The 26,175-nt window shown below is 62.7% G+C and carries 11 protein-coding genes; 5 read left to right on the plus strand and 6 right to left on the minus strand.

Features of this window, described 5'->3' with window-relative positions:
* Positions 1-53 precede the first annotated feature (53 nt).
* The 4 genes from AO356_RS28305 to adeC all read left to right on the plus strand — a co-directional run bounded on the left by AO356_RS28305 (position 54) and on the right by adeC (position 11,533).
* A complete protein-coding gene (locus tag AO356_RS28305; RefSeq protein WP_060742641.1) occupies positions 54-7,352 on the plus strand; it encodes an amino acid adenylation domain-containing protein in 7,299 nt (2,432 codons plus the stop codon).
* Positions 7,353-7,438: 86 nt separating this feature from the next.
* On the plus strand, positions 7,439-8,599 hold the full coding sequence (locus AO356_RS28310; protein ID WP_060742642.1) for an FAD-dependent monooxygenase: 1,161 nt from the start codon (positions 7,439-7,441) through the stop codon (positions 8,597-8,599).
* Positions 8,600-9,200: 601 nt separating this feature from the next.
* Positions 9,201-10,025, plus strand: coding sequence for a helix-turn-helix transcriptional regulator (locus AO356_RS28315; protein ID WP_060742643.1), 825 nt, complete (start codon positions 9,201-9,203; stop codon positions 10,023-10,025).
* Positions 10,026-10,108: 83 nt separating this feature from the next.
* Positions 10,109-11,533 carry an AdeC/AdeK/OprM family multidrug efflux complex outer membrane factor gene (gene adeC / locus AO356_RS28320; RefSeq protein ID WP_060742644.1) on the plus strand — a complete coding sequence of 475 codons (1,425 nt, stop codon included), beginning with the start codon at positions 10,109-10,111 and terminating at the stop codon, positions 11,531-11,533.
* A gap of 406 nt (positions 11,534-11,939) precedes the next feature.
* On the opposite strand, the gene hemN is transcribed toward adeC, so the two are convergent.
* From hemN to AO356_RS28340, 3 genes are all read right to left on the minus strand, one after another.
* Positions 11,940-13,328 (minus strand): oxygen-independent coproporphyrinogen III oxidase, encoded by a 1,389-nt coding sequence (gene hemN / locus AO356_RS28330; RefSeq protein ID WP_060742646.1) that lies wholly within the window; start codon positions 13,326-13,328, stop codon positions 11,940-11,942.
* Positions 13,325-14,698 (minus strand): coproporphyrinogen III oxidase, encoded by a 1,374-nt coding sequence (locus AO356_RS28335; protein WP_060742647.1) that lies wholly within the window; start codon positions 14,696-14,698, stop codon positions 13,325-13,327. Before AO356_RS28335 ends, hemN begins: the two co-directional genes overlap by 4 nt.
* Positions 14,699-14,793: 95 nt before the next feature.
* Positions 14,794-15,237: a CopD family copper resistance protein gene (locus tag AO356_RS28340; RefSeq protein ID WP_060742648.1), complete on the minus strand. Its 444-nt coding sequence runs from the start codon at positions 15,235-15,237 to the stop codon at positions 14,794-14,796.
* 410 nt (positions 15,238-15,647) lie between these two features.
* Between AO356_RS28340 and AO356_RS28345 the strand changes: the two genes are divergently transcribed.
* Positions 15,648-21,260 carry a putative Ig domain-containing protein gene (locus AO356_RS28345; RefSeq protein WP_060742649.1) on the plus strand — a complete coding sequence of 1,871 codons (5,613 nt, stop codon included), beginning with the start codon at positions 15,648-15,650 and terminating at the stop codon, positions 21,258-21,260.
* A 185-nt stretch (positions 21,261-21,445) separates the two neighbouring features.
* Here AO356_RS28345 and AO356_RS28350 read toward each other — a convergent pair whose 3' ends face one another.
* Genes AO356_RS28350 through AO356_RS28360 form a run of 3 tightly spaced genes read right to left on the minus strand, consistent with a single transcriptional unit; the run spans position 21,446 to position 25,882 of the window.
* Positions 21,446-22,795 (minus strand): TolC family outer membrane protein, encoded by a 1,350-nt coding sequence (locus AO356_RS28350; RefSeq protein ID WP_060742650.1) that lies wholly within the window; start codon positions 22,793-22,795, stop codon positions 21,446-21,448.
* 2 nt (positions 22,796-22,797) lie between these two features.
* Positions 22,798-24,168 (minus strand): HlyD family type I secretion periplasmic adaptor subunit, encoded by a 1,371-nt coding sequence (locus AO356_RS28355; protein WP_060742651.1) that lies wholly within the window; start codon positions 24,166-24,168, stop codon positions 22,798-22,800.
* Complete coding sequence (locus AO356_RS28360) at positions 24,161-25,882, minus strand: type I secretion system permease/ATPase (RefSeq protein WP_060742652.1); 1,722 nt, start codon at positions 25,880-25,882, stop codon at positions 24,161-24,163. The genes AO356_RS28355 and AO356_RS28360 overlap by 8 nt, the downstream gene beginning before the upstream one ends.
* Between the last annotated feature and the right edge of the window lie 293 nt (positions 25,883-26,175).

The following is a 26,175-nucleotide window of genomic DNA, read 5'->3' on the forward strand; positions in this document are numbered from 1 at the left end:
TCACTCTTTTCATTCGTTTCATCGGGCCAGCGGATCGGCCCACGGAGAACACCATGACCCAGACCCTGCCCGCATCGAGCGCAGAGTGCGTGCTTTATCCCCTCACCACCCCGCAACTGGACATCTGGCTGGACCAGGTGCTGCACGCTGACAGTCCGTTGTACAACATCGGCGGCTATGCCCGCATCAACGGCACGGTCGACGCCACGCTGCTGCAGACGGCCTTCAACCAGATCGTCAATGGCCACGATGCCCTGCGGATCCAGCTGGTGCCCGGCTCCAGCGAGCACCCGCTGCCGCGCCAACGCTTCCTGGGGCCGGTCGACGCCCCGCTGGCGGTGCACGACGTGTCGGGCCATGCCGATCCGGAAGCCAGCGCATTGGCCTTGCTGCAGGCCAAGCTGCAAACCCCGTTTTCCTTTGACGATGGGCTGCTGGTGCGCGCGGACCTGGTCAAGGTCCGGGAAGACCTCCACTACTGCTTCGTCAATTGCCATCACCTGATCATCGATGGCTGGTCCTTCGCCATGATTGGCCGAACACTCAGCCAGGCCTATACCGCCCTGCATGACCAGGCGCAAAACGCGGCGACAGCACCGACCTATCAAGCGTATGTCGAGCAGCAAGTCGCCAGCAAAGATTCGGCTTCGTTCCAGCGCCAGCGCCAGTACTGGCTGGAGAAGTACCGCACACTGCCCGAGCCCCTGCTCGCGCCCCGTCACCTGGGTCGACTCGACCAACGCCTGGCGCCCAGCCAGAACCATGCCTGGCGCTTGCCCCGGGCGCTTTACAACCGTCTTGGCGAAAACGCGAAGGCCGCGGGCCCGGCGACGGTCTTCCACGTCATGCTCGGGGTGCTGTACAGCTACTTTGCGCGCACCGAGCAACGGGATGAAATCGTCATCGGCCTGCCCATCCTCAACCGCGCCAATGCCGCACACAAGGCCACGATGGGCTTGTTCGTCGGCATGAGCCCGGTACGCCTGAGCCTGGGCACCGACCTGAGCTTCAGCGACCTGGTCGGCAAGATCGCCCTGACGCTCAAGCAGGATTATCGCTACCAGCGCTTCCCGCTGAGCGAATTGAACCGCGAACTCGGCTTGCAGAACCTGGATCGGCGGCAGTTGTTCGACGTGGTGGTGTCCTACGAACAGGACCAGGACACCTGGTACGGGCCTGCGCCGGCACAGCCGGTCAAACTCAGCAATGGCTACGAACAAATGCCACTGGCGATGCACGTTCGTGAGTCCGCGCCGCAAGACGATGTGTGGATGCACTTCATCTACAACGAGGCCTATTTCGATGCGCCGCAGATCGAGGCCTTGCAACAGCGCTTCATGAACATCCTGGCGTGCGTGGCCGCTGATTTCGACGTGTCGGTTGCGGCCCTCGACCCGTTGGCGCCCTCCGAGCGCCAACTGCTGCGGGACTGGAATCGCACCGGCGTCGACTACCCCAGGGATATGCTGCTCCATCAATTGATCGAAGCCCAGGTCGCCGCTCGCCCCGACGCCATCGCGGTGCGCTTCGCAGACCAGGCGCTGACTTACGACGCGCTGAACCGTCAGGCCAACCGCCTGGCCCATGCCCTGCTGGAAACCGGGCTTGGCCGCGACGATCGCGTTGCCATCTGCCTGGACCGCAGCCTGGAGATGGTGGTCGGCCTGTTGGGCATTCTCAAAGCGGGTGCCGCCTATGTGCCGCTGGACCCGGGTTATCCGGCCGACCGCTTGAGCCATATGCTCAGCGACAGCGCCCCCAGTGCCCTGATCACCACCCTGGGGTTATTGGCGAACCTGCCCGCCGTGACGATGCCCGTGCTGTGCCTGGATGCCGGCTCTGAAGCGCTGTCTCGACAACCGACGCACAACCCGGACCCCGCCGCGCTCGGGCTGACGCCGCGAGACCTGGCCTACGTGATCTACACCTCCGGCTCCACCGGCTTGCCCAAGGGTGTGATGAACCAGCATGACGGGGTCGTCAATCGCTTGCTCTGGGCGCGCGATGCCTATGGGGTCGATGAACACAGCCGGATCCTGCAAAAGACGCCGTTCAGTTTCGATGTGTCGGTCTGGGAATTTTTCCTGCCGTTGCTCAGTGGCGCGCAACTGATCGTCGCCGCCCCCGACGGGCACAAGGACCCGCGCTACCTGATGGACATCATGGCGAGCGCCGGCATCACGCTGCTGCATTTCGTCCCATCGATGTTGCAGGTCTTTCTCGACCAGGTGGAGCCACAGCGCCTGCCCGCGCTCCAGCAGGTCTTGTGCAGCGGCGAAGCCTTGCCCCATGCCTTGCAGAAGCGTTTTTTCGAATGCTTGCCAACGGTGCAGTTGCACAACCTTTACGGCCCCACCGAAGCGGCCGTCGACGTGACGGCTTGGCATTGCCGGCCCGATGCGCACGACGGCATCGTACCGATCGGCCGACCGATCGCGAATATCCAAATGCATGTCCTCGACGCGAACCTGCAACTGCTGCCACCGGGGGTGGCCGGCGAGCTGCACATCGGTGGCATCGGGGTCGCGCGGGGTTACCTGAACCGTCCAGAACTGACGGCCGAACGGTTTATCCACGACCCCTTGGGCAGCGAGCCCCAGGCGCGGCTGTACAAGACCGGCGACCTCGGGCGTTGGCTGCCCGATGGCAGCCTCGAATACCTGGGACGCAACGATTTCCAGGTGAAAATCCGCGGCCTGCGCATCGAACTGGGCGAGATCGAAGCCCACCTGCTCGCCTGTGAAGGTGTCAAGGACGTGGTCGTGATCGCCCGCCAGGAAGCCGGTGATGCGTACCTCAACGCCTATTGGGTGAGCGAGCCCGGCTGCTCACCATCCCCGCAAGCGCTGCAGGAAACCTTGCGCCAGCAGGTGCCTGACTACATGGTGCCCAGGCACCTGGTCGAGCTCGATCAGTTCCCGTTGAATGTCAACGGCAAGCTGGATCGCAAGGCCCTGCCCGAGCCGACAGCCAACCTGGGTAGCGATACGACAGCCCCACGCACGGCGTTGGAACAGGCCCTCGCCGAGCTGTGGCGGGACAACCTCAAGCGCTCGACGCCGGGCATCCATGACAACTACTTCATGCTCGGTGGCGACTCCCTGAAAGTCATCCACTTGCAGATCCATGCCCGTGAACAGGGGATTGCACTGACCCTGGCGCAGGTCTACCAGTACCCCACCATCGCCCAGTTGGCCGAGGCCCTGGAGTCCGGGCAAACCCCGGCCACCGAGTTCGAACCCTTGGCCCACGTAGAGCCTTTCGCCCAGGTTCCGGCGGCGATCCGCCTGGCCAGCGAAGGTGTGTTCGATGACGTGTTTGCCGCTTCGCAACTGCAAGTCGGGATGATTTATCACTCGATGATGCACCCGGACTCGGCGATCTATCACGACATCTTCCGCTACCGCTTGCGCCTGCAGTGGGATGCGCCGGCATGGGAGCGGGCCTGTGCCGCATTGATCCGGCGTCATCCGGCCTTGCGCATGTCGTTCGATATCGGGCACGCCGAGGTGCCCATGGCCCGGGTTCACTCGAACGTCGAGTCCCCGGTGCAAATCATCGATGTCTGCTCAATGAGCCCCGACACCCGGGCCCAGGCCATTGCCGCCTACGTGGAGGAACGCAAGCGTTACCGCGAAGACTGGCATCGGGCGCCGTTGTATCAGTTCTGCGTGTTCGTCGCGGAGACTGAAATCGACCTGGTCTTCAGCTTCCACCATGCGATCCTCGACGGCTGGAGCGTCGCCACCTTGATGCGCGACCTGATCACGCTCTACACCTCGGCACCTGGCACCGACGCCCTACCGGCCCTGACCACCACGCCAGCCGACTTCGTGGCCCTGGAGCAACAAGCCATGGCGACAGAGACCCACCGCCGTTTCTGGCGCGAATACCTGCACGAGGCGCCCGCCGCGGCCATGACCAGCTGGATCCATGGAGTGGCACCGGACCCGACGCCGCACCGCTCGGCCTACCGTGAACTGCCCGCCGCGGACCTGGCCCGGCTCGAAGCCTTCTGCCAGGCCCGTGACCTGCCCCTGCGCGCGGTCCTGCTGACGGCCCACGGTTTCGCCCAGGCGATCATGTCCAATCAAAAGGACGTGCTGTGCGGCGTGATCAGCCATGGCCGACCGGCGTTCGAAGATGCCGCCTCGGTCCTGGGTCTGTTCCTCAATACCCTGCCGGTACGCTTCAGCAGCCAGGGCCAGAGCTGGCTGGAGCTGATCCGGGCGACGATTGCCCAGGAACAACAGGTATTCGCCCATCGGCGCTATCCGTTCGCGTTGATTCATCGCGAGACCGATGTCGCCCTGAACGTAGTGTTCAATTACGTCGATTTCTACGTGCTCAAGGACCTGCTGGCCCAAGGCGAAGAGATCCTCACCGACTGGGAAACCACGGAAGCGAGCAACTACGACTTGCTGACCACCCTCGGCCGCCACCCCGCCAACGGTTCGCTGATGTTGAAGATGGACTACCGCACCGCGCGTGTCGCCACGAGCCAGGCCGAAGCCTATGCCGAGTACCTGCTGCGCACGCTGGAACTGATGATCGCCGCACCTGAGGCCAAGCCGGCCATTCCGGTCTGGCTGCCGCCCGTCGCCCGAACCACACCGGAAGCCGCCAGGGCCTTGCCCCACGACAACCTGTCGAGCGTGTTACTGGACAGTTTCGCGCGCCATGGCGAGCAGACCGCCGTGAGCTTTGGCCAGGCCCGTCTTTCCTACCGCCAACTGCACGATACTTGCGCCCAACTGGTGAGCTGGCTGCACCGCCACGGTATCGGCCAGGGGGATCGGGTCGCGATCATGATGCCCCGCTCGCCCGACCTGATCGTCGCCTTGCTCGGTGTCGTACAGGCCGGCGCCGCCTACGTTCCGATCGACCTGAGCTATCCGCAGGAGCGTATCCAGCTGATTCTCGAAGACTCGCAGCCACGCCTGGTGCTGTTCGCCGATGCCTCTGCGAACCTGGCGATGGCCCTGGCAGGCCAGGCCGATACGCGCCACTGGGACAGCGTGGTTGCTGGCTTCGACGACGATCTGGCCGGCAGTCACCAACGGGTGGCCGCCATTGCCGCTGGCATCATGGCTGAAGACAACGCCTACTTGCTCTACACCTCGGGCTCGACCGGCCGCCCCAAGGGCGTGGCCATGCCGCACCTGGCCTTGACCAATATGATCCTCTGGCAGAACCGCCAGCAGGCACAGGACGGCCATGGGACACAAGCACTGAAGACGCTGCAATACGCGCCCATTTCGTTCGACGTTTCGTTCCAGGAAATTTTCTCGACCCTGTCCAGCGGTCATGAACTGGTGATGATTGACGAAGGGTTGCGCTATGACTTCATCCGCTTGTTGAAGTTTATTGGCACGCAAGCGGTGAATCGCCTGTTCCTGCCCTACGTCGCGTTCCAGGGCTTGGCCGAAGTCGCCACACAACTGGGTATTTACCCCTCCTCGCTGCGTCAGATCAACGTCGCCGGCGAGCAGTTGAAAATCACTGCCGAAATCCGCGACCTGATCGATCACCTCGGCGACTGCCGGGTGGAGAACCACTATGGCCCGACCGAGGCTCATGTGGTCACGAGCCTGCGACTTGAAGGCGCGACGGCGACCTGGCCAAGCATGCCGCCGATCGGCAGGCCCATCGACGGGGTACGCCTGCATGTCCTGGACGCGGCCGGCAACCCCTGCCCGGTCGGCGTGACGGGCGACCTGTTCATCGAAGGGGCCTGTCTCGCCAATGGCTACTGGAATCGCCCCGACCTGACCGACGAGCGCTTCATCTATCGCCAGCTCGAGGGCCAGACACGACGCCTGTATGAAACCGGCGACATTGGCTTCTACTTGCCTGGCGGCGATCTCGTGTACCAGGGCCGTAGCGACGCTCAAGTCAAGATTCGCGGTTACCGCGTCGAGCTCGGCGAGATCGAAGTGGCCATGCTCGGCTCCGCCCGGTTCAGGGCCGACATCGAGCAGGTGGCGGTCATCGACAAGACGGCAACCGATGGCAGCCGTTATCTGGTGGGCTTCGTCCAGGCACTGCCGGGGCGCGAGCCGGACCTGGACCAGTTCAAGGCGGAAATGCGCCTGGCGCTGCCCGACTACATGGTGCCGAACACGCTGGTCAGGATCGCGCAGCTACCGCTCGGGCCCACGGGCAAGATCGACCGGCAGCGCTTGCAAAAGATAGAAGTCCAGACCACCTTGCAGCGGTCCTTCATTGGCCCGCGCAATGCCATGGAGGATCTGCTGCAAGCCTACTGGCAGGAAACCTTGGACCTGGACAACATCAGCGTCCACGACAACTTCTTCGAGCTGGGGGGCAATTCGCTCAAGGCGGTGCGACTGGTGGCCATGCTCGCCAGACATCAAGGCCTGGAACCTTCGCTGTCCGACTTTATCCAGGCGCCGACCATCGCCGAATTCGCCCAGGTGCTGCAACAGACCGAAACCGGACACCCCGGCGCCGGCGCGCTGGTGGACTTCAAGAATGCCACGCGCAAGCCGACGTTGTTCCTGGTCCACCCCATCGGCGGACACGTGCTGTGCTATGCGGCACTGGCGCGGGTGCTCAAGGACCAGGTCCACCTGTATGCCCTGCAAGCGCCAGGCACATGGGATGGCCGTGAACCGCTGCAATCGGTGCAGGCCCAGGCGGTGAACTACGCGGACGCCATCGAGCAGGTCGCCCCTGAAGGCCCCCTGAATATAGGCGGCTGGTCCTATGGCGGCGTCGTGGCGTATGAACTGGCCAGCGAGTTGCAGCGGCGCGGACGGCGCCTGCACAACGTGTTCCTGCTGGACACCATCGTGCGTGTCAGGCAGGGCGAGGTGCGGATAGAACGCAGCGAGTTCATGAACTGGTTCATGTGGGAACTGCTCAGCGGCGACGGCCAGAAGGAGTACGCCTACCACGCCCTGGACTTCTCCTCCCAGGACGACCCGCAGGCCTTCGCGGCGATCCGGCAGCACGGCATCGACCAGGGCCTTTTCGACGAGACCATCACCCTGGCGACACTCGATCAGCTGTTCCGGGTGTTCCATGCCAACTGGCAAGGGCTGCTGGACTATCGCTTCCCGCCACTGGACCTGCCCATCACGCTGTTCGCCGCGGACGTCGAGCTGCCCGATGTACTGCAAGCTCCCCATGAACTGGTGGGTACCGCCTTCCGCGACCCGTACCGCGGCTGGCGCTCGATTGCGCCCCACGTGCAGCGAGTCGCCGTGGAGGGTGACCATCTGACCATGATGCGCGAGCCGCACATCGAGCGAGTGGGCCAATGCATCCGATCGCGGATGGACCTGGCCCGGGCCAGGAACGCCGAATCCATGAACGCACTGGCTTGACCATGATCGCCGATCACGGGGCCGGATTCACGGCCCCGCTTGACTCCATCGCCCGGTCGTTCCGGGCCCGATACAGGTAAAACAGCATGACAGCACCCAAAAAAGCCATTGTCGCCGGCGCCGGGATCGGCGGGCTGACCGCCGCCATCGCGCTGCAGCGCGCGGGCTGGCAGGTCAAGGTCTTCGAAGCGGCCCAGACACTGCGCACCGGTGGCACCGGCTTGTCCGTCATGGCCAATGCCATGGCGGCGTTGCACTCGATTGACGCCCATGTTCCGGTGGAACAGGCCGGCCAGGTGATCCGCGACTTCTTCTTCAAGAAACACCAGGGCGATGCCATCACCCGCATGCCGATCCACGAGATCGGCGAACAGTTGGGTCATCCCAGTGTGAATATCCAGCGCCCGCTGTTGCTGCGCGCGTTGGCGCAGCAGCTCGCCCCCGACACCTTGACGACCGGGCTGCGCTGCACGGGGTATGACCCTCGCCCCGATGGTGTGGTGGTGCGGTTCGAAGACGGCAGCCTCCAGGAAGCGGATCTGTTGATTGGCGCCGATGGACTGAACTCGGTGATTCGCCAGCAGATGCTCGGCGAAACCCCAACCCGCCCATCGGGTTATGTCGCCTGGCTGGCGGTAGTGCCCTTCAGCCATCCGGTCATGACCGAAGGCTACGTGGCGCATTACTGGGGACGCGGCAAGCGCTTCGGGCTCTGCGATGTCGGGGACGGCCAGGCGTATTGGTGGGGCACCTGCAATCACGAAAACGCGGCGGATGCCGCCTTGAACATCAGCAAGCAGGAAGTGCTCGCAGCCTACGCCGACTGGGCGCCGGAAGTCGTGGCCGCCATCGAGGCCACCCCTGAGAGCGTCATACTGAAAATGCATGCCCGGGACCGCCATCCCGTCGAGCAATTCTGCGATGGACACGTGGTGCTCTTGGGCGATGCGGCTCATCCCATGCTGCCCAGCCTGGGCCAAGGTGCCGCACAGGCGATCGAGGATGCCGTGGTACTGGCCGATCGACTGACGCAAACGCCGGACCTGCGCACCGCGCTACTGCACTACCAGGCCCATCGTCACCCGCGGGCCAACGGGATCGTCAATGCCGCGCGCTTCATGAGCGGTATCGAGCAAAGCGAATCGAGCCTCGCCTGCTGGCTGCGAGAATGGTATATGCGCCTGACGCCACAGAGCAGCTTGCGGAAAAAGAACATCGACCTCCTCTCGTTCAAGCCCTGCGCATGACTTGGCGAAACGGTCACTGAGCGAGCTGGGCGGGACGGCGTGAAACCCGACCGGTTACCGATGACACTAAAGCGTCAATGACAAAAAGCGACTCCCATATAGACAAAAAACGACATGCACCGGGAGGAAAATCGATAAACGAGAATTCTTCACCATACTGGGATTCCGGAATTGGGACACTACTGCAAGACAATTCCCACGTTGACAATCATGAAAAAAGCAACCTCTCGACAATCGAACCTAGAATACAACCACTTGATTTAGCTGAATATTTTCATTAAACCGCGCTGAAAGCCGTCCCCCGCGGCGATCATCGTAAAGGAAAAAAACTGTGACCCAACGTGTTTTTTGCCCGGAGGTATCCAAGAACCCACCCCCCACTGACTGACCCGGAATGTCCCTGTTTTCCCTTACAGACTTTTCCCACATGGAAACGCCTAATAGCCCTACCGGCTAAACCGTTTAAGTCAATAGGTCCACAAGACGTTATTGACTCCAAGTATCAACTCCAGAAGAGGCTCAAGCATTTTGGAAGCGGTCGGATTTTCTTCCGTCAACATCACGGATGCGGAGTTTTTTCGAGTAAGCAGGAATAAGGACTATGAATCGACATGCGTGTATTGAGGGTGCAGAAAAATCGCACCTCTACGTAGAGCTAGGAAAGCTGATTTCAAGTGTCGGACACGAGAGTTTCTTGACCAACGTGCACCAGATGATCGAAACAACGGTGCCTGTCAGTCGACTCGAATTGAGTGAATGGACAGCCGACGACACCCAGTCGAACGTCCTCGATGTACAGCTGTTGGGGTATGCGGGTGCGGAAAAAAACGTGCACATGCAGTCCCCCTGCCCCACCACGGCGATACAGCGCAACGATCACCCCTTGGTGAAAAGAGTGCTGGAAGTGGATGACGCCCTGCTGATCCATCTGAACGCACGAATGAAAGATGAAAGAGGCAATGACTGCCTCGGCACTTCCCACCAGTGCATTCTGATTTCACGCAAGGCCAACCGCCGCTGTGTGATCTCATTGCAACGCCCTCAGGTACAGCGCGACTTTTCCCTTCAGGAACTGTCCTTTCTGAAATACCTTTCCGAAACGCTGTTGCCCCTGGCCGAGCGTCATGCGCACCTCAATCGCCAATCTTTCAAAGCCTCTGGCAGCGCTACGGGCCATCCACTCGATGCCGCCGAACAGACCCAGTTGCAACGGGATTTCAATGATCGATTGAGCCCCTGCGACGTCACCCTTTCCGTGCGGGAAAAAGAAGTCTGCCTGGGCCTGCTGGCCGGGGGTACCGTGCCGGAGATTGCGGAAAAGCTACAGGTCAAGAACAGCTCCATCGAAACCTACCTCAAGCGTGCCGCCGCCAAGCTGGGCGTGAGTGGGCGGCATGGGCTGGCGAAATGGATGATCGGATCATGACGGCTCGCCGCGCACGGCCCGCCAGAACCCGCCTGCCTGCGCCCGCGGGGTCTGGGCAGGCACCACAATGAGATAACAGGTCGATGCATAAACTCTTGAGCCCCCTGGCGGCCGCGGCATTCATGCTGGGCGGTTGTTCGCTGATCCCGGACTACCAACGGCCCGACGCTCCGGTCGCCGGGCAGTATCCGCAAACCTCGGCCTATGCCCCGGCCTTGTCGGGGCCCCTGGCGGCCGAACAGGGTTGGCGTGATCTGTTCCAGGATCCGGTGCTGGCGCAACTGATCGAAAGCGCGCTGGCCAACAACCGCGACTTGCGGGTAGCGGCGTTGAACGTCGAGGCTTACCAGGCGCAGTACCGGATCCAGCGGGCTGACCTCTTCCCGGCGATCAGCGCCAACGGCACCGGTTCGCGCCAGCGCCTGCCGGCCAGCCTCACCGGAACCGGTAACGCCGCGATCAGCAGTTCGTATTCGGCAACCCTGGGGATCAGCGCTTATGAACTGGACCTGTTCGGGCGTATACGCAGCCTCAGCGACCAGGCGTCGCTGATCTATCTGTCCAGCGAAGAGGCCCGCCGCAGCAGCCAATTGAGCCTGGTGGCCAGCGTGGCCAGTGCCTACCTGACCTGGCGTGCCGACCAGGAACTGCTGGCGCTGACCCAGGACACGCTCCAGTCCTATGAGCAAAGCCTGCGCCTGACCGAACGCAGTAACCAGGTCGGCACCGCCTCGGCCTTGAACCTGAGCCAATCGCGAACCTCGGTGGAAAGCGCCAGGGCCAGCCTGGCGAAGTTCCAGCGCCAGGTCGCCCAGGATCTCAACAACCTCACGTTGCTGGTGGGCACGTCGGTCGCCGATGACCTGCCCGGCCGTCCACTGGCATCGGACCTGCTCAGCGAAGTACCGGCGGGCCTGCCTTCGGACTTGCTGCAACGCCGGCCGGACATCCTGGAGGCCGAGTACCTGCTGCAATCGGCCAACGCCAACATCGGCGCGGCCCGTGCCGCCTTTTTCCCGAGCATCAGCCTGACCGCCAACGCGGGCAGTTCCAGTACGGAACTGTCCGGGCTGTTCAAGGGCGGGTCGGGCAGCTGGACATTTCAACCGCAGATCAACCTGCCGATTTTCAACGCGGGCAGCCTTCGGGCGAGCCTGAACTACTCGAAAATCCAGAAAGACATCCGCGTGTCGCAATACGAGAAAGCCATCCAGACCGCCTTCCAGGAAGTGTCCGATGGCCTGGCGGCACGCAAGACCTATAAAGACCAATTGATCGCCCAGCGCGATCTGGTGCAAGCCAACCAGGATTACTACCGCCTGGCGGAGCGACGTTATCGCATCGGCGTGGATAGCAGCCTGACCTTCCTCGATGCCCAACGCTCGCTGTTCAACGCCCAGCAAACCCTGATCGTCGACCGGCTGTCGCAGCTGCTCGCCGAAGTCAATCTGTACAAGGCCCTGGGCGGGGGTTGGGTAGAACGCACAAGCAACGTGACTGTGAGGTGACTGCAAATGGGCACATTCGAACCCGGGACACTGGTGCGCTTACGTTCGGGAGGCAAGACGATGGTGGTCAAACAGGCCTCGTCCATCTCCCAGATGCCGGATACCTTGCTGCTCTTGTGTGAGTACCGAGCCAAGAATCGCCTGGTGCAGGGTTTCTATGCGATACGCGACCTGATCCCAGCTTCCGGAAACCCGGGCACTGAAAGTTCATAGCGACCCCGATCGGCAAGATGAAAACCGGTCCCTGTGGCGAGGGAGCTTGCTCCCGCTGGGCTGCGCAGCAGCCCCAAAGAAGCTGAACGCAATCAACCTGACACTCCTCAGTGGCAGGTTTCGGGGCTGCTTCGCCCCCCAGCGGGAGCAAGCTCCCTCGCCACAAAAGCAGTCCGATGCGCCTTGAGCGTCGTCAGACCGTACGCGAATACTGGACTGTCTGGTCGGCCTCCAGGTATGCGTCGAACGCCATGGCCACGTTGCGCATCATCAATTGGCCCTGGGGCAACAGCACCAACTCATCGTCGCGAATGTCCAGCAACCCGTCGCGCACCAGCTCCTGGAGTCGTTCCAGGGCATCGGCGAAGTATTCGCCAAATCGAATGCCGAAGGCGTTGTCTATCCGGTCGAAGTCGATGCGCCCATGGCACATCAGCTCGCTGATGACCTCACGCCGCAGGCGGTCATCGTCGCTCAGCCGATAGCCGCGCTGCACCGGTAGCAGGCCTTGATCCAGCCAGGCGTAATACTGGGAAAGCTCCTTGACGTTCTGGTTGTAGCTGTCACCCACCTTGCCGATCGACGACACCCCCAGGCCAATCAGGTCGCAATCGGCGTGGGTGGAATAGCCTTGGAAATTGCGCTGCAAGGTGCCCTGGGCGCGGGCGCGCACCAGTTCGTCATCCGGCAAAGCGAAATGGTCCATGCCGATGTAGACGTAGCCGGCTTCGGTCAGGCGATTGATGGTCAGTTCCAGCAATTGCAGCTTGCGCTCGGGCGGCGGCATGTCTTCGGGGCGAATCATCCGCTGCGCCCGTACCCGTTGCGGCAGGTGGGCGTAGCTGTAGGCCGCGATCCGGTCCGGACGCAGGGCGATGATCTTGCTCAAAGTGGTATCGAAACTGGCGATGGTCTGCAACGGCAGGCCATAGATCAGATCGACGCTGACGGATTTGAAGCGCGCCCGGCGCGCGGCCTCCACCAGCGCGACGACCTGGGCCTCGCTTTGCACCCGGTTGACGGCAATCTGCACCTGGGCATCGAAATCCTGGACGCCAAAGCTCAGGCGATTGAATCCCAGTTGGCGCAGGCCTTGGATCTGTTGCGCATCGATGGTCCGCGGATCGACCTCGATGGAAAACTCATGGGCATCGCTGTCATCCATGTCGAACGACTGGTGCAGACAGTCCATCAGATCGGCCAGTTGCCCATGGGTCAGGTAAGTCGGCGTGCCCCCGCCCAAATGCAACTGGGTCAGTTTGCGCGAGCGGTCGAACAAGGCCGCTTGCAGGGCTATTTCGCGCTTGAGGTAGGTCAGGTATTCGGCGGCGCGATGGGTCTTGCGGGTGATAATCTTGTGGCACGCGCAGTAATAGCAAAGGCTCTGGCAGAACGGGATATGGATGTACACCGACAACGACTTGGGCTGCGCAGCCTCGTGACTGCGCTTGGCGGCCTGGCGGTACTCGTCCATGGCAAAGGCCTGGTGGAACTGCGGGGCCGTCGGATAGGAGGTGTAGCGCGGGCCCGGGCGGTCGTATTTCTCCACCAGGGCACGATTGAAACCGGAGGCAGTCGTCATGAAGGGTTCAACTTTTCAAAAGCGTGTGGGCTTGCCTCATCCGGTGCCGGGTCGAACAGGTTACAGATCGCATCCACGTTCAAGCGCCCGGCGGGCAAGATGCCGATAAACCGGCTCGTCAGTTCGATCAATCCCTGATCATGCAACGCTTCCAGCAACGGCCAGACAGACGCGAAGTGCTCGCGAAACACCAGGCCGAAACGGGCTTCGATGGCTGGTATGTCCAGCTCCAGGTCACAGGAAAGCTGCTCGGTCACGCTCGCGCTGACCTGGTCCTGCGCTTCGCAACGCCAGCCACGACACACCGGCAATTGCCCGGCATCCAGTTGCTGGCAATAGCGAAGCAGATCGTCGGTGTTTTGTACGTACAGGTGCTCGATCTGAGTGATGGCCGACAAACCGAAACCCACGTGGTCACAGCAACCGTGACGGGTAAAACCCTGGCAATTGCGATGCAGGCGTCCGTGCTCCTGGGCTACCGCCAGGTCATCGTCGGCCCTGACGAACTGGCCCAGGCCGATGTAGTGATAACCGGCACCGATCAACTGTTCGCAACAGATGCGCCGCATGGCGTCCTTGTCGGCCGTGCTGCAAAAGGCGCCAGCCACTCCGGCGTTCTTCGAGCGATAACGATAAGGCGCGCGGGCATAGTCGAAAACGTGCAGCCGGTCCGGTTCCAGTTCGATCAGCGTCGCCAGTTTCAGGGCGAAACTGTTGGGTGTCTGCCAGGCGTGGCCGTAGCCCAAGTCAATGTTGATGGAGCGAAAACCAAACGTGCGCGCCGCATCGATCAGCGAATGGATCGGCGCCGGGTTCTGGTAGCAATCGACCGACAGCGCGCTGTCGACGCCAATGTCGGGCACGCCGATGCTGACATGGGTGAAACCCTGGTCACGGATCAGGCCCATGGTCGACCAGTCGGTGTGATGCAGGTCCACTTCGATGCTGTGATCGGCACCGTCGTACTCGCTGAAGTCGAAGCGCTTGCGCAGATCGCTCATCAGTTTCTGCAAATGAGCGATCACCGGTGTGCCACCGGTCAGGCAAAACTGCTCGACGCGCCGCCCTGCCCCCAGGTGGCAACCGACCAAACCCATTTCATACGCCAGGCGCTGCAGATAGCCCTCGATCTCGCCGCATCGGCAGTCACTGGCAAGGGGCGAACACGACGCCAGCCGCAAACGCGACGGCAGGTGCACCGCCACGGATAGGGGCCGTCGTTTCTGGCGGCTGGTGCGCAACCCCCGAAGCAGGTCGAGGGACCCGATGCCGGTGTGGAATCTTCGTGTACCGACTGGGCAATCGAAATCAGCCACCCGTGGGACACGTCCCGAGGGGCGCTCAACGAGGGTATGGAACGGGTCGAACATGACAATCTCCGAGTGACTGTGCAGGGGCAGTTTGCGCGCTAACCCGCCGGGCCACCTTGACCTGTATCAAGCGCCTTGGCCCCCGCCGCCAGCGCTTACCAGGTGATGTAGAACATGCCCTTGGCCAGCAGCACGATCGCCACCATGTGCAGGAACACGCTGACATGGATGATGTGCACGTAGCGGGCGTTCATGCGGGCGCGCTTGAACAGCCACATGGCCCAGAGGAAATGCCCCAGCACACTGCCCGCCAACAGGATCTTCAGCCCCAGCAGCACGCCGAAGGACGACTGCAACGGCGACGACAATGCCGGCCAATAGCGCAGCCAGACCATGCCGCCGCCCGCGCCGAACAGCACCAGCAGCACCCATGGCATCAACTGCCGGGCGCGCCGGCTGATGCCCTGTTCCAGCAACACCATGACCTTGGTGGGCAGTTGCTTGCGGATGCTTTCCAGGAACAGGACCTCGAAGAACACCGTGCCGATGAACACCAGCGCGGCAAACAGGTGCAAGGTCAGGAACAGCGGATAACTCATGGGGGCCTCGGTCGCCCCTTTCAGCAGGGCGCTGGTTTATTCGAGGTTATCCCGCGGGCCCGGAAGTGGGGTTGATGCCAATCAAGGAAACCGCATGCCAGCCATATCAACGAACCCTGTGGGAGCGAGCTTGCTCGCGATAGCGGTGTGTCAGTCCACATCGATGCAGCTGATCCGACGCTATCGCGAGCAAGCTCGCTCCCACAGTCGGCGTCGTCAGGCGCGGGAAAGCGTCAACGGAACGTTGCTCTTGCGCACATTCCACACAACCGCTGATCAGTTAGTCCGGCTTTTTGACACTTTCCCCGATATGCGGTCACAACTTTTGCGCTCCGTTGGGTCATAACACGAAGGTCGTCGATGGAATGTTGACGTCTACCTAGGTTTAAGCCTGATACGGAGATAAGCTCATGATTTTCAACGTACAAAATTTTGGCGCCAAAGGAGATGGCATCACAGACGACACAGCAGCCATCCAGAGTGCGATCGATGCGGCGGCCGCGGCCGGCGGTGGGCAGGTGTACATGCCCACCGGCACCTACATCGTTTCGGGGGGTGAGGAACCTTCCGACGGCTGCCTGATGCTCAAGAGCAACGTCTATCTGTACGGCGACGGCATGGGCGACACCACGGTCAAGCTGGCCGATGGCTCCGACACCAAGATCACCGGCATCATTCGCTCGGCCTATGGCGAGGAAACCCACGATTTCGGCGTGAGCAACCTCACCATCGACGGCAACCGCGACAGCACCACCGGCAAGGTCGACGGCTGGTTCAACGGCTACATTCCCGGCGAAGAAGGCTACGACTCCAACGTCACCCTCGACAGCGTCGAGATCAAGGATTGCTCCGGGTACGGTTTCGACCCCCACGAGCAAACCGTCAACATGGTCATCAAGAACAGCGTGTCCCACGGCAACGGCCTGGACGGTTTCGTCGCCGACTTCCTCAGCGACAGCACCTTCGAAAACAACGTCGCCTACAACAACGACCGCCACGGTTTCAACGTCGTCACCAGCACCCACGATTTCACCCTGACCAATAACGTCGCCTACGACAACGGCGGCAATGGCATCGTGGTGCAGCGCGGCAGCGAGGACATTCCCTCGCCCAGCAACATCACCATCACCGGCGGCGAGGTGTACGGCAACGGCGCCGAAGGGGTGCTGATCAAACTCTCCAGCGAAGTGACCGTCACGGGCGTCGACATCCATGACAACACCAGTGCCGGGATCCGCATCTACGGCAGCAACCACGTCGAGGTCATCGACAACACCCTCAACAACAACTCCCTGGGCAGTGCCGTACCGGAAATCATCATCCAGTCCTACGACGACACCCTGGGCGTGTCTGGCAAGTACTTCAACGGCAGCGATAACCTCATCCAGGGCAACATCATCAGCGGCAGCGACCTGTCGACCTACGGTGTTGCAGAGCGCAATGAAGACGGCACCGACCGCAACGCCATCATCGCCAACACCATCAGCCACACCAGCAAGGGCGCCACGCTGGTCTATGGCGACGGCAGCTACGTCAGCGCCACGGTACCGATGACCACCGTACAAGGCACTCCGGGCAACGACACCCTGCTCGGCAGCGCCGCCAGCGAGATTTTCTATGGCGGCGCGGGCAACGACACCATCAATGGCGCGGCCGGGGGCGACATCCTCGTCGGGGGCGCAGGCGTCGACAAACTCACCGGCGGCACCGGCGCCGATACATTCCGGTTCGTCGCTCAGTCGGACAGTTACCGCAACGCAACCACCAGCTTCGATGACACCATCACCGACTTCGATGTCACCCAGGACAAGATCGACCTCGCCGGCCTCGGCTTCACCGGGCTGGGAAATGGCCGTGGCGGCACCCTGCAGGTCAGCTACAGCGCCAGCAACAACCGCACCTACATCAAGGACTTCGACGCCGATGCCAGTGGCAATCGCTTCGAGCTGATCCTCTCGGGGAACCTGGCCAGCACCCTGACGGCGAGCAATTTCATTTTCAATCGCGTGATCACGGGCACCAGTGACAGCGACTCACTGCTGGGTAGCGATGCGGCCGACACCTTGCTCGGCCTGGCGGGCAATGACAGCCTCAGTGGCGGCGCCGGCGACGACAAGCTCGACGGCGGTGCCGGGATGGATACCCTCACCGGCGGCACTGGGGCGGATACCTTTGTGTTCGCCAATCGCCTGGACAGCTATCGCAACTACAACACCGGCGGCGCCAACCTGGGCGACCTGATCACCGACTTCAACGTCAGCGCCGACAAGATCGACCTCTCGGCCATGGGTTTCACCGGCCTGGGGGATGGCAAGAACAACACCGTGTACCTGGTGCTCAACAGCGCCGGCACCAAGACCTACATCAAATCCCTGGAGGCCGACGCCAATGGCAACCGCTTCGAAGTGGCACTGGACGGTAATTACCTCAACACCCTGACCAGCGCCAACTTCGTGTTCGCCACCACGTCGCCAACCAACCAGGCGCCCGTGCTGGCGACGCCGCTGGTGGATCAGAACGCCACCGAAAACACCCCGTTCAGCTACGTGGTGCCGGCCACCAGCTTCACCGATCCGGATAACGACAGCCTGAGCTACACCGCCAAGCTCGCCAATGGCAGCGCCCTGCCCAGCTGGCTGACCTTCGATGCCGCCACTCGCACCTTCAACGGCACGCCTCCCGACACCGCGTCGGGCACCTACTCGATCCAGGTCACGGCCACCGATGGCAGCAACGCCACCGTCAGTGACAGTTTTACCCTCGCCGTGCAGGACGTCCCCGCCACCATTGTGATCAATGGCACGCCGAACAACGACACACTGACCGGCACCGCGGCCAATGAACAACTGTTCGGTGGCGCGGGCAACGACACCCTCAATGGCGGCGCCGGCAACGACATCCTGGTCGGCGGCACCGGGGTCGACAAACTCACCGGCGGCACCGGCGCTGATGTGTTCCGCTACACCTCGAAACTCGACAGCTACCGCACCAGTTCCACCAGCGCCAGTGACCAGATCCTCGACTTCGACGTGGCCGCCGACAAGATCGACGTGTCGGCCCTCGGCTATACCGGCCTGGGCAACGGGCTCAACGGTACTCTGCAGGTCACTTACAGTTCGTCGACCAACCGCACCTACCTCAAGGACCTCACGGTCGACGCCAACGGCAACCGGTTCGAGATCTCGATGGCAGGCAACTTCGTCAGCAGCCTGACGGCCAATCACTTCGTCTTCGCCGACCAGACCAACCCCACCAATGTGGCCCCGGTCGTGGCCACCCCACTCCTGGACCAGAACGCCAGTGAAAGCACGCCCTTCAAATACACCGTGGCAAGCAACAGCTTCACCGACGCCAACCAGGATGTGCTGACCTACACCGCGACCCTCGCCAACGGCAACGCCCTGCCCGCCTGGCTGAGTTTCAATGCCACCAGCCTGACCTTCAGCGGCACGCCGACCAGCACCGCTGCGGGCAACTACGACGTCCTGGTCAAGGCCACCGATCCCTCGGGCGCCTCGGTCAGCGACAACTTCACCCTGGTGGTGGCCGATGCGCCCGCCAACACCATTACCGGCACCAACAACGGCGAAACCCTCAACGGCACGACAGGCGCGGACCTGATCCTCGGCCTCGGCGGCAACGATACGATCAAGGCCGGCACCGGCGCGGACATCGTCGACGGCGGTGCCGGACGGGACTCGTTGTACGGTGGCGATGGCGCCGACACGTTTCGCTACAGCAACCTGTCCGACAGCTACCGCGACTACGACACCGGTGGTGTCACCGCCACCGACACGATTTATGACTTCACCGTTGGCGTCGACAAAATCGACGTCTCGGGGCTGGGCTTTCTCGGCCTCGGCGATGGCAGCAACGGCACGTTGTACATGACCCTGAACGCGGCCGGTGACAAGACCTACATCAAGTCCGCCGAAGCCGACGCCGATGGCAATCGCTTCGAGATCGCCCTCAACGGCAACTACCTCAACACCCTCACCGCCAACGACTTCGTCTTCGGCGAGCGTGCCCAGCAGGACATTCTCTACCTGCCCACCCTCGGCCAATCCAATGCGCGCCTGCTGCGCATGACCGAGGACGACGACCAGTCCGGCACTTCGATGCTGGTCAATGACCTGAACCGCTACACCACCTACGACGTGCGCAGCCAGTTCACCGATGCCGATGGCAACGGTATCGACATCGCGGTCGGCGGCAGTACGGTCAACGGCTTGTCCACACTCAGCCCCGAGGAACTCCAGCTGTGCTGGTGGTTGACAGACACCAACCAACCCGGGCCGGCACTGTTGCGGGCAGTGACGCTACTGCGTGACCAGCGCACCGAGCTGCAGTCGATCGACAACGTCACCATGGGCATCATCTGGGGCCAGGGCGAGGAAGCCGCCCAGGAAATCGCCCGCGCCACGGACAAGGCCGCGGCTGCGGCGGCGTATAAAGCCGCGACCCTGAAAGTCTTCGATTACCTGCACGCCCAGTTCGGCAATTTCAGTGTGTACCTGATGGAGACCGGGCACTACGAACAGGATGCGGCGCGGGCCCGGGGTTACTCGGAAGAGAAGATTGCCTCCATCGTCGAAGGCGTCGGTTATGTCCGCGCCGCCCAGGAGGCCATGGCCGCCGAACGTGCCGACGTCAAGCTGGCGGTGGACTACACCGACCTGCCCTTGCGCTACGAAGTCGATCCGCTGGTGTATCCCGATGACGTCTGGCACCTGCACGAGGAATCGGCGGAAATCGTCGGACAACGCCTGGCGGATTACATTGCCGATGACCTGGGCTTCCAGGGCAACCCCAACGACAACAACAGCGTGCAGGACATTTTCGACAACGCCCAGAACCAGGGCGGGATGATCTCCGGCACCGACCAGGACGATACCCTGGTGGGCAGCTCGGGCAACGACACGATCAATGGCGACCTGGGCGCCGACACCATGACCGGCGGCGATGGCAACGACATCTACGTGGTCGACAACGCGTTCGACAGTGTGGTGGAAACCAACACCTCGGCCTCGCAGATCGACACCGTGCAGGCTTCGGTCAGTTGGACCCTGGGCGCCAACCTCGAAAACCTGGTACTCACCGGCATATCGGAGATCGACGGCACCGGTAACGAGCGGCGAAACTTCATCACCGGCAACGCCGCCCATAACGTGCTCGATGGCGCCGCCGGGGCCGACAGCATGAGCGGTGGTGACGGCAACGACAGTTACTTTGTCGACAATGCCGACGACAGCGTGATCGAGACCAACGGCAATGCGGTGACGGGCGGGATCGACAGTGTGCACAGCAGCCTGGCCGCCTATACCTTGGGTAACAATGTCGAAAACCTGTACATCGACAGCACTGGCGCCGCCAATGGCACGGGCAACGCGCTGGACAACACGCTGTTCGCCGGCGCCGGCAACAACATCCTGGACGGGCGCGATGGCAACGATACGGTGTCGTTCGAACGAGCCCTGTCCGGTGTTACGGTGAACCTCTCGACGTCTGCGCAACAAAACACGGTGGGGTCCGGGCTCGATACCTTGAAATTCATCGAGAACCTGACGGGAAGCGCCTATGCCGACAGTCTGTCCGGTAACAGCGCGGGGAACATCCTGAATGGCGGTGCAGGCAACGATACGCTGGTGGGCGGTTCGGGCGATGACCGGTTGATCGGTGGCGCGGGCACCGACAACCTCACCGGTGGCACGGGCGCGGACACCTACGCGTTTGGTGCGCTGTCGGACATGGGCGTCGGGGCTTTGCGCGATGTGATCAGCGGTTTCAAGAGCGCGGAGTTCGACAAGTTGGACCTCACCGGCCTGGACGCCAACCCGCTGACCGCCACCGTCGATGCCTTCACGTTCATCGGCAGCAATGCCTTCGACGCCACCAACGCCACCGGCCAGTTGCGCTTCGTCGATGGCATCCTCTCCGGCAGTACCAACGCCGACGCCACCCCCGAGTTCGAATTCGAACTGGTGGGCGTCAAGGAGCTGCACGCCAGCGACTTCACCGCCTGAAGCAAGTCCCCAGATGTGGGAGCGAGCTTGCTCGCGATGACGGCAGCACATCCAGCATGGATGCTGACTGCCCCACCGCTATCGCGAGCAAGCTCGCTCCCACAGGAGGGCGTGCTGTGCCTGAAAGATTGAAGGCAAGCACAGCGCCTGGACAGTTTTTGTGGCGAACTTGAACCCTGGATTGTCTAGAACAAGCTTTGCACCTGTTCGAGCACCGCGCGGTTCATCTGGCCAGTGTGGGTGTGCAGGCTCACATAGCTTTGCAGCATGTCGAGCTTGGTATTGAGCAGGTCCCGGCGGGCCTGGAACAACCGCTGCTGCGCATCAAGAATATCCACCGTGGAACGCACGCCACCCTGGAAACCTTTTTCCGTCGACGTCAGTGCTCGCTGGTTGGACTCTACCGCCCGCTGCATGGCCTTGCTCTTGGTGAACCCGGCGACGACGCCCAGGTAATCAGCCTCGATGTCCTCGGCCAGTTGTTGGCGCTGCACATCGTAGTCGGACTGGGCACCAGCCAGTTGTGCTTCGGCCTTGGCCACCGAGGCCCGTACCGCCCCGCCGCGATACAGCGGAATGTCCAACTGCACGCCCACGTAATAGGTGTCCTGGCGCGGATCGAGTTCCTGGTATTGACGGGTTTCCCGGCGGGTCAATTGAGTGGTCAACGACAGGGTCGGATAATGCCCGGCGCGCTGACTGTCGGCCTGGGCTTCGGCGACTTTCACTGCCGCCAGCCGGGCGGCCAGCTCGGGACTGGCCTGGCGGGCAATCGCCGTCCAGTACGGCAAGTCCTGCTCCGGCGGGATCGGGCTACCGGCGGCCAGTTCTTCGCGCATCGGCTGGATGTCATCGATAGGCACGCTGGCCCGCCCGGACAAAACCCGCAAGGCGGCCACGCGGCGCGCCTGGGCTTCAGCCTCCTGGGCTTGCACCAGGTCGAGCCGCGCCTGGGCCTCATCGATATCGGTGATCGCGCCCTGGCCGCCCTCGTACAGTTTTTTGCTCTGGATGACCAAGCCTTGGATGGCCGCCTTTTGCTGCTGGATCAGCTTGATCTCGTTCTCGGCACGGGCAACGTCGAAATACCCCTTTGCCACCCGGTCATACAAGGTCTGACCGGCCACGTCGAACACCTGGGTACCCAGTTGCCCCCGCGCCTTGCCTTCCTGGTACGCCGCCCAGCGGGCCTTGTCGTAGAGCGGCTGCTGCGCCGCCAGGGTGACGTTGTTCGCCTGGTAATCGTTGCTGTTGACGTAAGTGCTGTCGTCACCGCCGTCGGTACGTCCGCCGTAGCCGTAGCGCGAGGTCAGCGACACTTGCGGGTAGAGGCCACCACGGCCGATGTCCTCTTCATGCCGCGAAGCTTCAAAAGCGTGAGCCGCCGATTGCACGGTCGGATCGTTGAGGCGCGAAGCGTCGTAGGCGGCAGTGAGGCTCAGGCCACCCTCGGCGGCCCACAGCGGATTGATCACCGCCCAACCGGTATACAGGCCCAGCAATACACGCCAACGGTAGCGGCAACGGTCGACCATGCTCATTCCTCCTTGAAGGCTGCCAGCAAGCGTTCACGCAAAGGCTTCATCAGGTAATTCATCAAGGTGCGTTCGCCCGTCACCACCGTGACATCGGCGAGCATGCCGGGGCGCACCTGCAGGCCGGCGCTCTGCAACGCGACCACAGTGTCGGCGGGAATCTCGACCTTGGCGGAGAAGTACGGTTGGTGTGTCTGCTCATTGATCAACTGGTCCGCCGACACCGTCGTCACCGTGCCGGTGACCGTGGGTGTGTCCACCCGTTGCAGCGCGGTGAAATGCACATGCACCGGCAGGCCCGGGCGCAGTTTGTTGGCCATCAGCGGCTCGAAGCGAGCGGTGATCGCCATCGGCGCATCCAGCGGCACCACCTGCATCAGGGTCTGGCCGGCCTGCGCAACGCCGCCGACCGTATGAATGCTCACGTCCATGACCTGCCCGGCCACTGGCGCGCGGATCGCACCGTTGTCGACTTCAAACTGCAAGGCCCGGATCTGATCGGCATAACCGGCCGCCTCGGCCGAGACTTCACTGAGCTGGGTTTCGGCATCGCGGCGGAACTCCTGCTGCGCCTGCAAGGCCTTGAGCCGGCTTTCGTTGATCGCCTGCCGGGTCCTGCCGACATCGCCCACCCCAGAAGCGATCTGCCCCGCCAACTGGGCCGCGTTGCGCTCGGCCTCGAACAGTTTGTTGCGTGGAACGTAGCCTTCCCGGGCCAGGTCACGCAGGCCTTCAAGCTCTTGCTGCTGGAAGCGCATCTGCGCGTCGTAGTTGCGCTTGACGCCTTCGTAGCCAAGCAGTTGTTGCTGCAATGCCGCGGCTTCGTGCTCGATGATCTGCAAGCGGCTGCCCAGCTCCGCACGGCGAGTGATGAACAACTGGCTCTGCAACGCCATGGCCGCCTTGACCCGCGGCTCGTCGGCGTGGGCCAGCAGTTCCGCGGGCCATTGGATCTCGGCGCTGCCCAGGCGCTCGGCAATCAAGCGCGCCTCGACGCTGCGATCATTGAGCAGCTTGCCCAGGGTCACGTCCAGTTGCGACTGCGCCTGCACCGTGTTGAGTTGCACGAGCAATTGCCCCTGGGTGACGCGGTCGCCATCGCTGACCAGGAGCTTTTCCACCACCCCGCCGACCAACGACTGCACCGCCTTGCGCTCCCCCGCCACCACCACGGTGCCGCTGCCCACCACGCCCTGGTCGAGTGGCGCCAGGCAGGCCCAGAGCAGGAAACCACCCAGCGTCAGGACCAGGAACCCCACGCCATAACGCGCTGCATGTCCGGCATCGGTCCTGGCGCTGGGCAGCGCCAGGGTGTTGCGCACGCTCAGCCCCTGCTCGCTGTAAGCGTGTGCCTCCGGAATCAGATCACGCATCTTTGCCAGCCTCCCTGACCGTGGCCGGTCGCGGCCCCGGCATCAATGCCTTGAGCACCCGGTCCCGAGGGCCGAACGCCTGTTGAGTACCGTCCTTGAGCACCAGGATGTGATCGACCACCGCCAGCACACTGGGCCGGTGAGTGATCAACACCACGGTGCTGCCGGCCGCCTTGAGCGCACTGATCGCCTGGACCAGCGCCAGCTCACCGGCGTCATCGAGATTGGAGTTGGGCTCATCGAGCACGATCAGCGACGGCCGCCCGTAGAGTGCGCGAGCCAGGCCCAGGCGTTGTTTTTGCCCACCGGACAAGCCAAGTCCGCCGGGGCCCAGCGGCGTGTCGTAGCCCTTGGGAAACCTCAGGATCATTTCGTGGATGCCGGCATGCCGTCCGGCGGCGATGATTTTGTCGGCGTCCTGCTCACCGAAACGGGCGATGTTGTCGGCGACCGTGCCGTCGAACAACTCGATGTCCTGGGGCAGGTAGCCAAGGTGCGGCCCCAGGGCATCGTGGGACCACTGGCTGATCTCGGCATCGTCCAGGCGCACCGACCCGCCCATGGCCGGCCAGACCCCGACCAGGGCCCGGGCCAGTGTCGATTTGCCGCTGGCGCTGGGCCCGACCACGGCCAGCACGTCGCCCTTGGCGAGGCTGAAATTGATCCCGCGCAGGATCGGCTGCGAAGCCCCCGGCGGGCCGACATACAGCTGTTCCAGGCGCACCGCGCCGCTGGGCGGTGGCAACGGCATGCGCAGGCGTTCACGCGGGTGCTGGGCCAGCAATTGGCTCAGGCGCTGATAGCTTTGGCGCCCGGCGTTGAATTGTTTCCACGAGCCGATGGCGATTTCCACGGGCGCCAGGGCTCGCCCGAGCAACAGCGACATCGCAATCATCATGCCCGCCGACAGTTGGCCTTCGAGCACCAGCAAGGCCCCCAGCCCCAAGGCCAAGGACTGCCCGGAGATCCGCACGAAACGCGTCGCCGAAGTGATGCGCGCGCCGCGGTCGCTGGCATGGGCCTGGGCGGCAATGATGCGTTGCTGCAGCAGGCTCCAGCGCTGACGCAACGGCCCGAGCATGCCCAGGGCCTGGATGACTTCGGCGTTGTGCAGCGTGCTGTTGACGTAAATCGACGACTGCACCCCCAAGCGATTGGCTTCGCCCAGGCGCGCGCGCGTCGCCAGTTCGCCCCACAGTGCCAAGCCGATCAGCACCAGGGCGAGCACCAGCGTCAGCACGCCGAACCAGGGATGAAAGATGAACGCCACCAGCAGGAAGATCGGCAGCCAGGGTGCGTCGAGCAACGCGATCAAGCCCTGCCCAGTGATCAACTGGCGCAACGTCGCCAGGTCGCTGAGCACCTGCGCCGGGTTGGCGTTGTGTTCGCGCAGGCTGCGGGCGAAAGCCGCGTCGAAGACCCGCTCGCCCAAGGCATCGTCCAGCCCCGCGCTCATACGGATCATCACCTCGCCGCGCACCCACTCGATCAGGGCACTGAACATGAACAGTCCCAGGGCCATCAAGGTGAGCATGAACAAGGTGGTTTCGTTGCGGCTGGTCAGGACCCGGTCGTAGACCTGCATCATGTACAGCGACGGCACCAGCACCAGCAGATTGATCACGCCACTGAACAACGCCAGGGCCCAGAACACCCGGCGGTAGCTCAATAAGGCAGCATCGATGTCATGACGCGGATCGAGTAGAAACCCCATGGGAAATCGCCTGCAAAAGAAATTGTCGGTCCAGGACGCAATCCATCGCGAGGCTCTTTTCACCGAGGGAGCTCGAGAAAAAACTATCCAGCTGATGTGCCGATACCAGGGACGCTCCTCATCCCTACAGGCGCCAATTACTGACAACGCGGCTGCGGGTTAGTGCCGGTTCGCAAGGCTGGGTTTGCAAGTGGGTGACAGGCGGAAGGGCCGCGCTTCAAGACTGAGGTTTTTGTGCCTTGAATGGGCTTGAAAGGCGGTTTTGTTGACGCCAGTAACGTGGCGTCAACAGG

The sequence above is a fragment of the Pseudomonas fluorescens genome (genome assembly GCF_001307275.1).
Lineage (GTDB): Bacteria > Pseudomonadota > Gammaproteobacteria > Pseudomonadales > Pseudomonadaceae > Aquipseudomonas > Aquipseudomonas fluorescens_AA.

Excerpts from the sequence above, each read along its gene's own strand:
- AO356_RS28315 (WP_060742643.1), top strand. The coding sequence starts at position 9,201 with ATGAATCGACATGCGTGTATTGAGGGTGCAGAAAAATCGCACCTCTAC.
- AO356_RS28340 (WP_060742648.1), bottom strand. The coding sequence starts at position 15,237 with ATGAGTTATCCGCTGTTCCTGACCTTGCACCTGTTTGCCGCGCTGGTG.
- AO356_RS28335 (WP_060742647.1), bottom strand. The coding sequence starts at position 14,698 with ATGTTCGACCCGTTCCATACCCTCGTTGAGCGCCCCTCGGGACGTGTC.
- adeC (WP_060742644.1), top strand. The coding sequence starts at position 10,109 with ATGCATAAACTCTTGAGCCCCCTGGCGGCCGCGGCATTCATGCTGGGC.
- AO356_RS28355 (WP_060742651.1), bottom strand. The coding sequence starts at position 24,168 with ATGCGTGATCTGATTCCGGAGGCACACGCTTACAGCGAGCAGGGGCTG.
- AO356_RS28310 (WP_060742642.1), top strand. The coding sequence starts at position 7,439 with ATGACAGCACCCAAAAAAGCCATTGTCGCCGGCGCCGGGATCGGCGGG.
- AO356_RS28350 (WP_060742650.1), bottom strand. The coding sequence starts at position 22,795 with ATGGTCGACCGTTGCCGCTACCGTTGGCGTGTATTGCTGGGCCTGTAT.
- AO356_RS28305 (WP_060742641.1), top strand. The coding sequence starts at position 54 with ATGACCCAGACCCTGCCCGCATCGAGCGCAGAGTGCGTGCTTTATCCC.
- AO356_RS28360 (WP_060742652.1), bottom strand. The coding sequence starts at position 25,882 with ATGGGGTTTCTACTCGATCCGCGTCATGACATCGATGCTGCCTTATTG.
- AO356_RS28345 (WP_060742649.1), top strand. The coding sequence starts at position 15,648 with ATGATTTTCAACGTACAAAATTTTGGCGCCAAAGGAGATGGCATCACA.
- hemN (WP_060742646.1), bottom strand. The coding sequence starts at position 13,328 with ATGACGACTGCCTCCGGTTTCAATCGTGCCCTGGTGGAGAAATACGAC.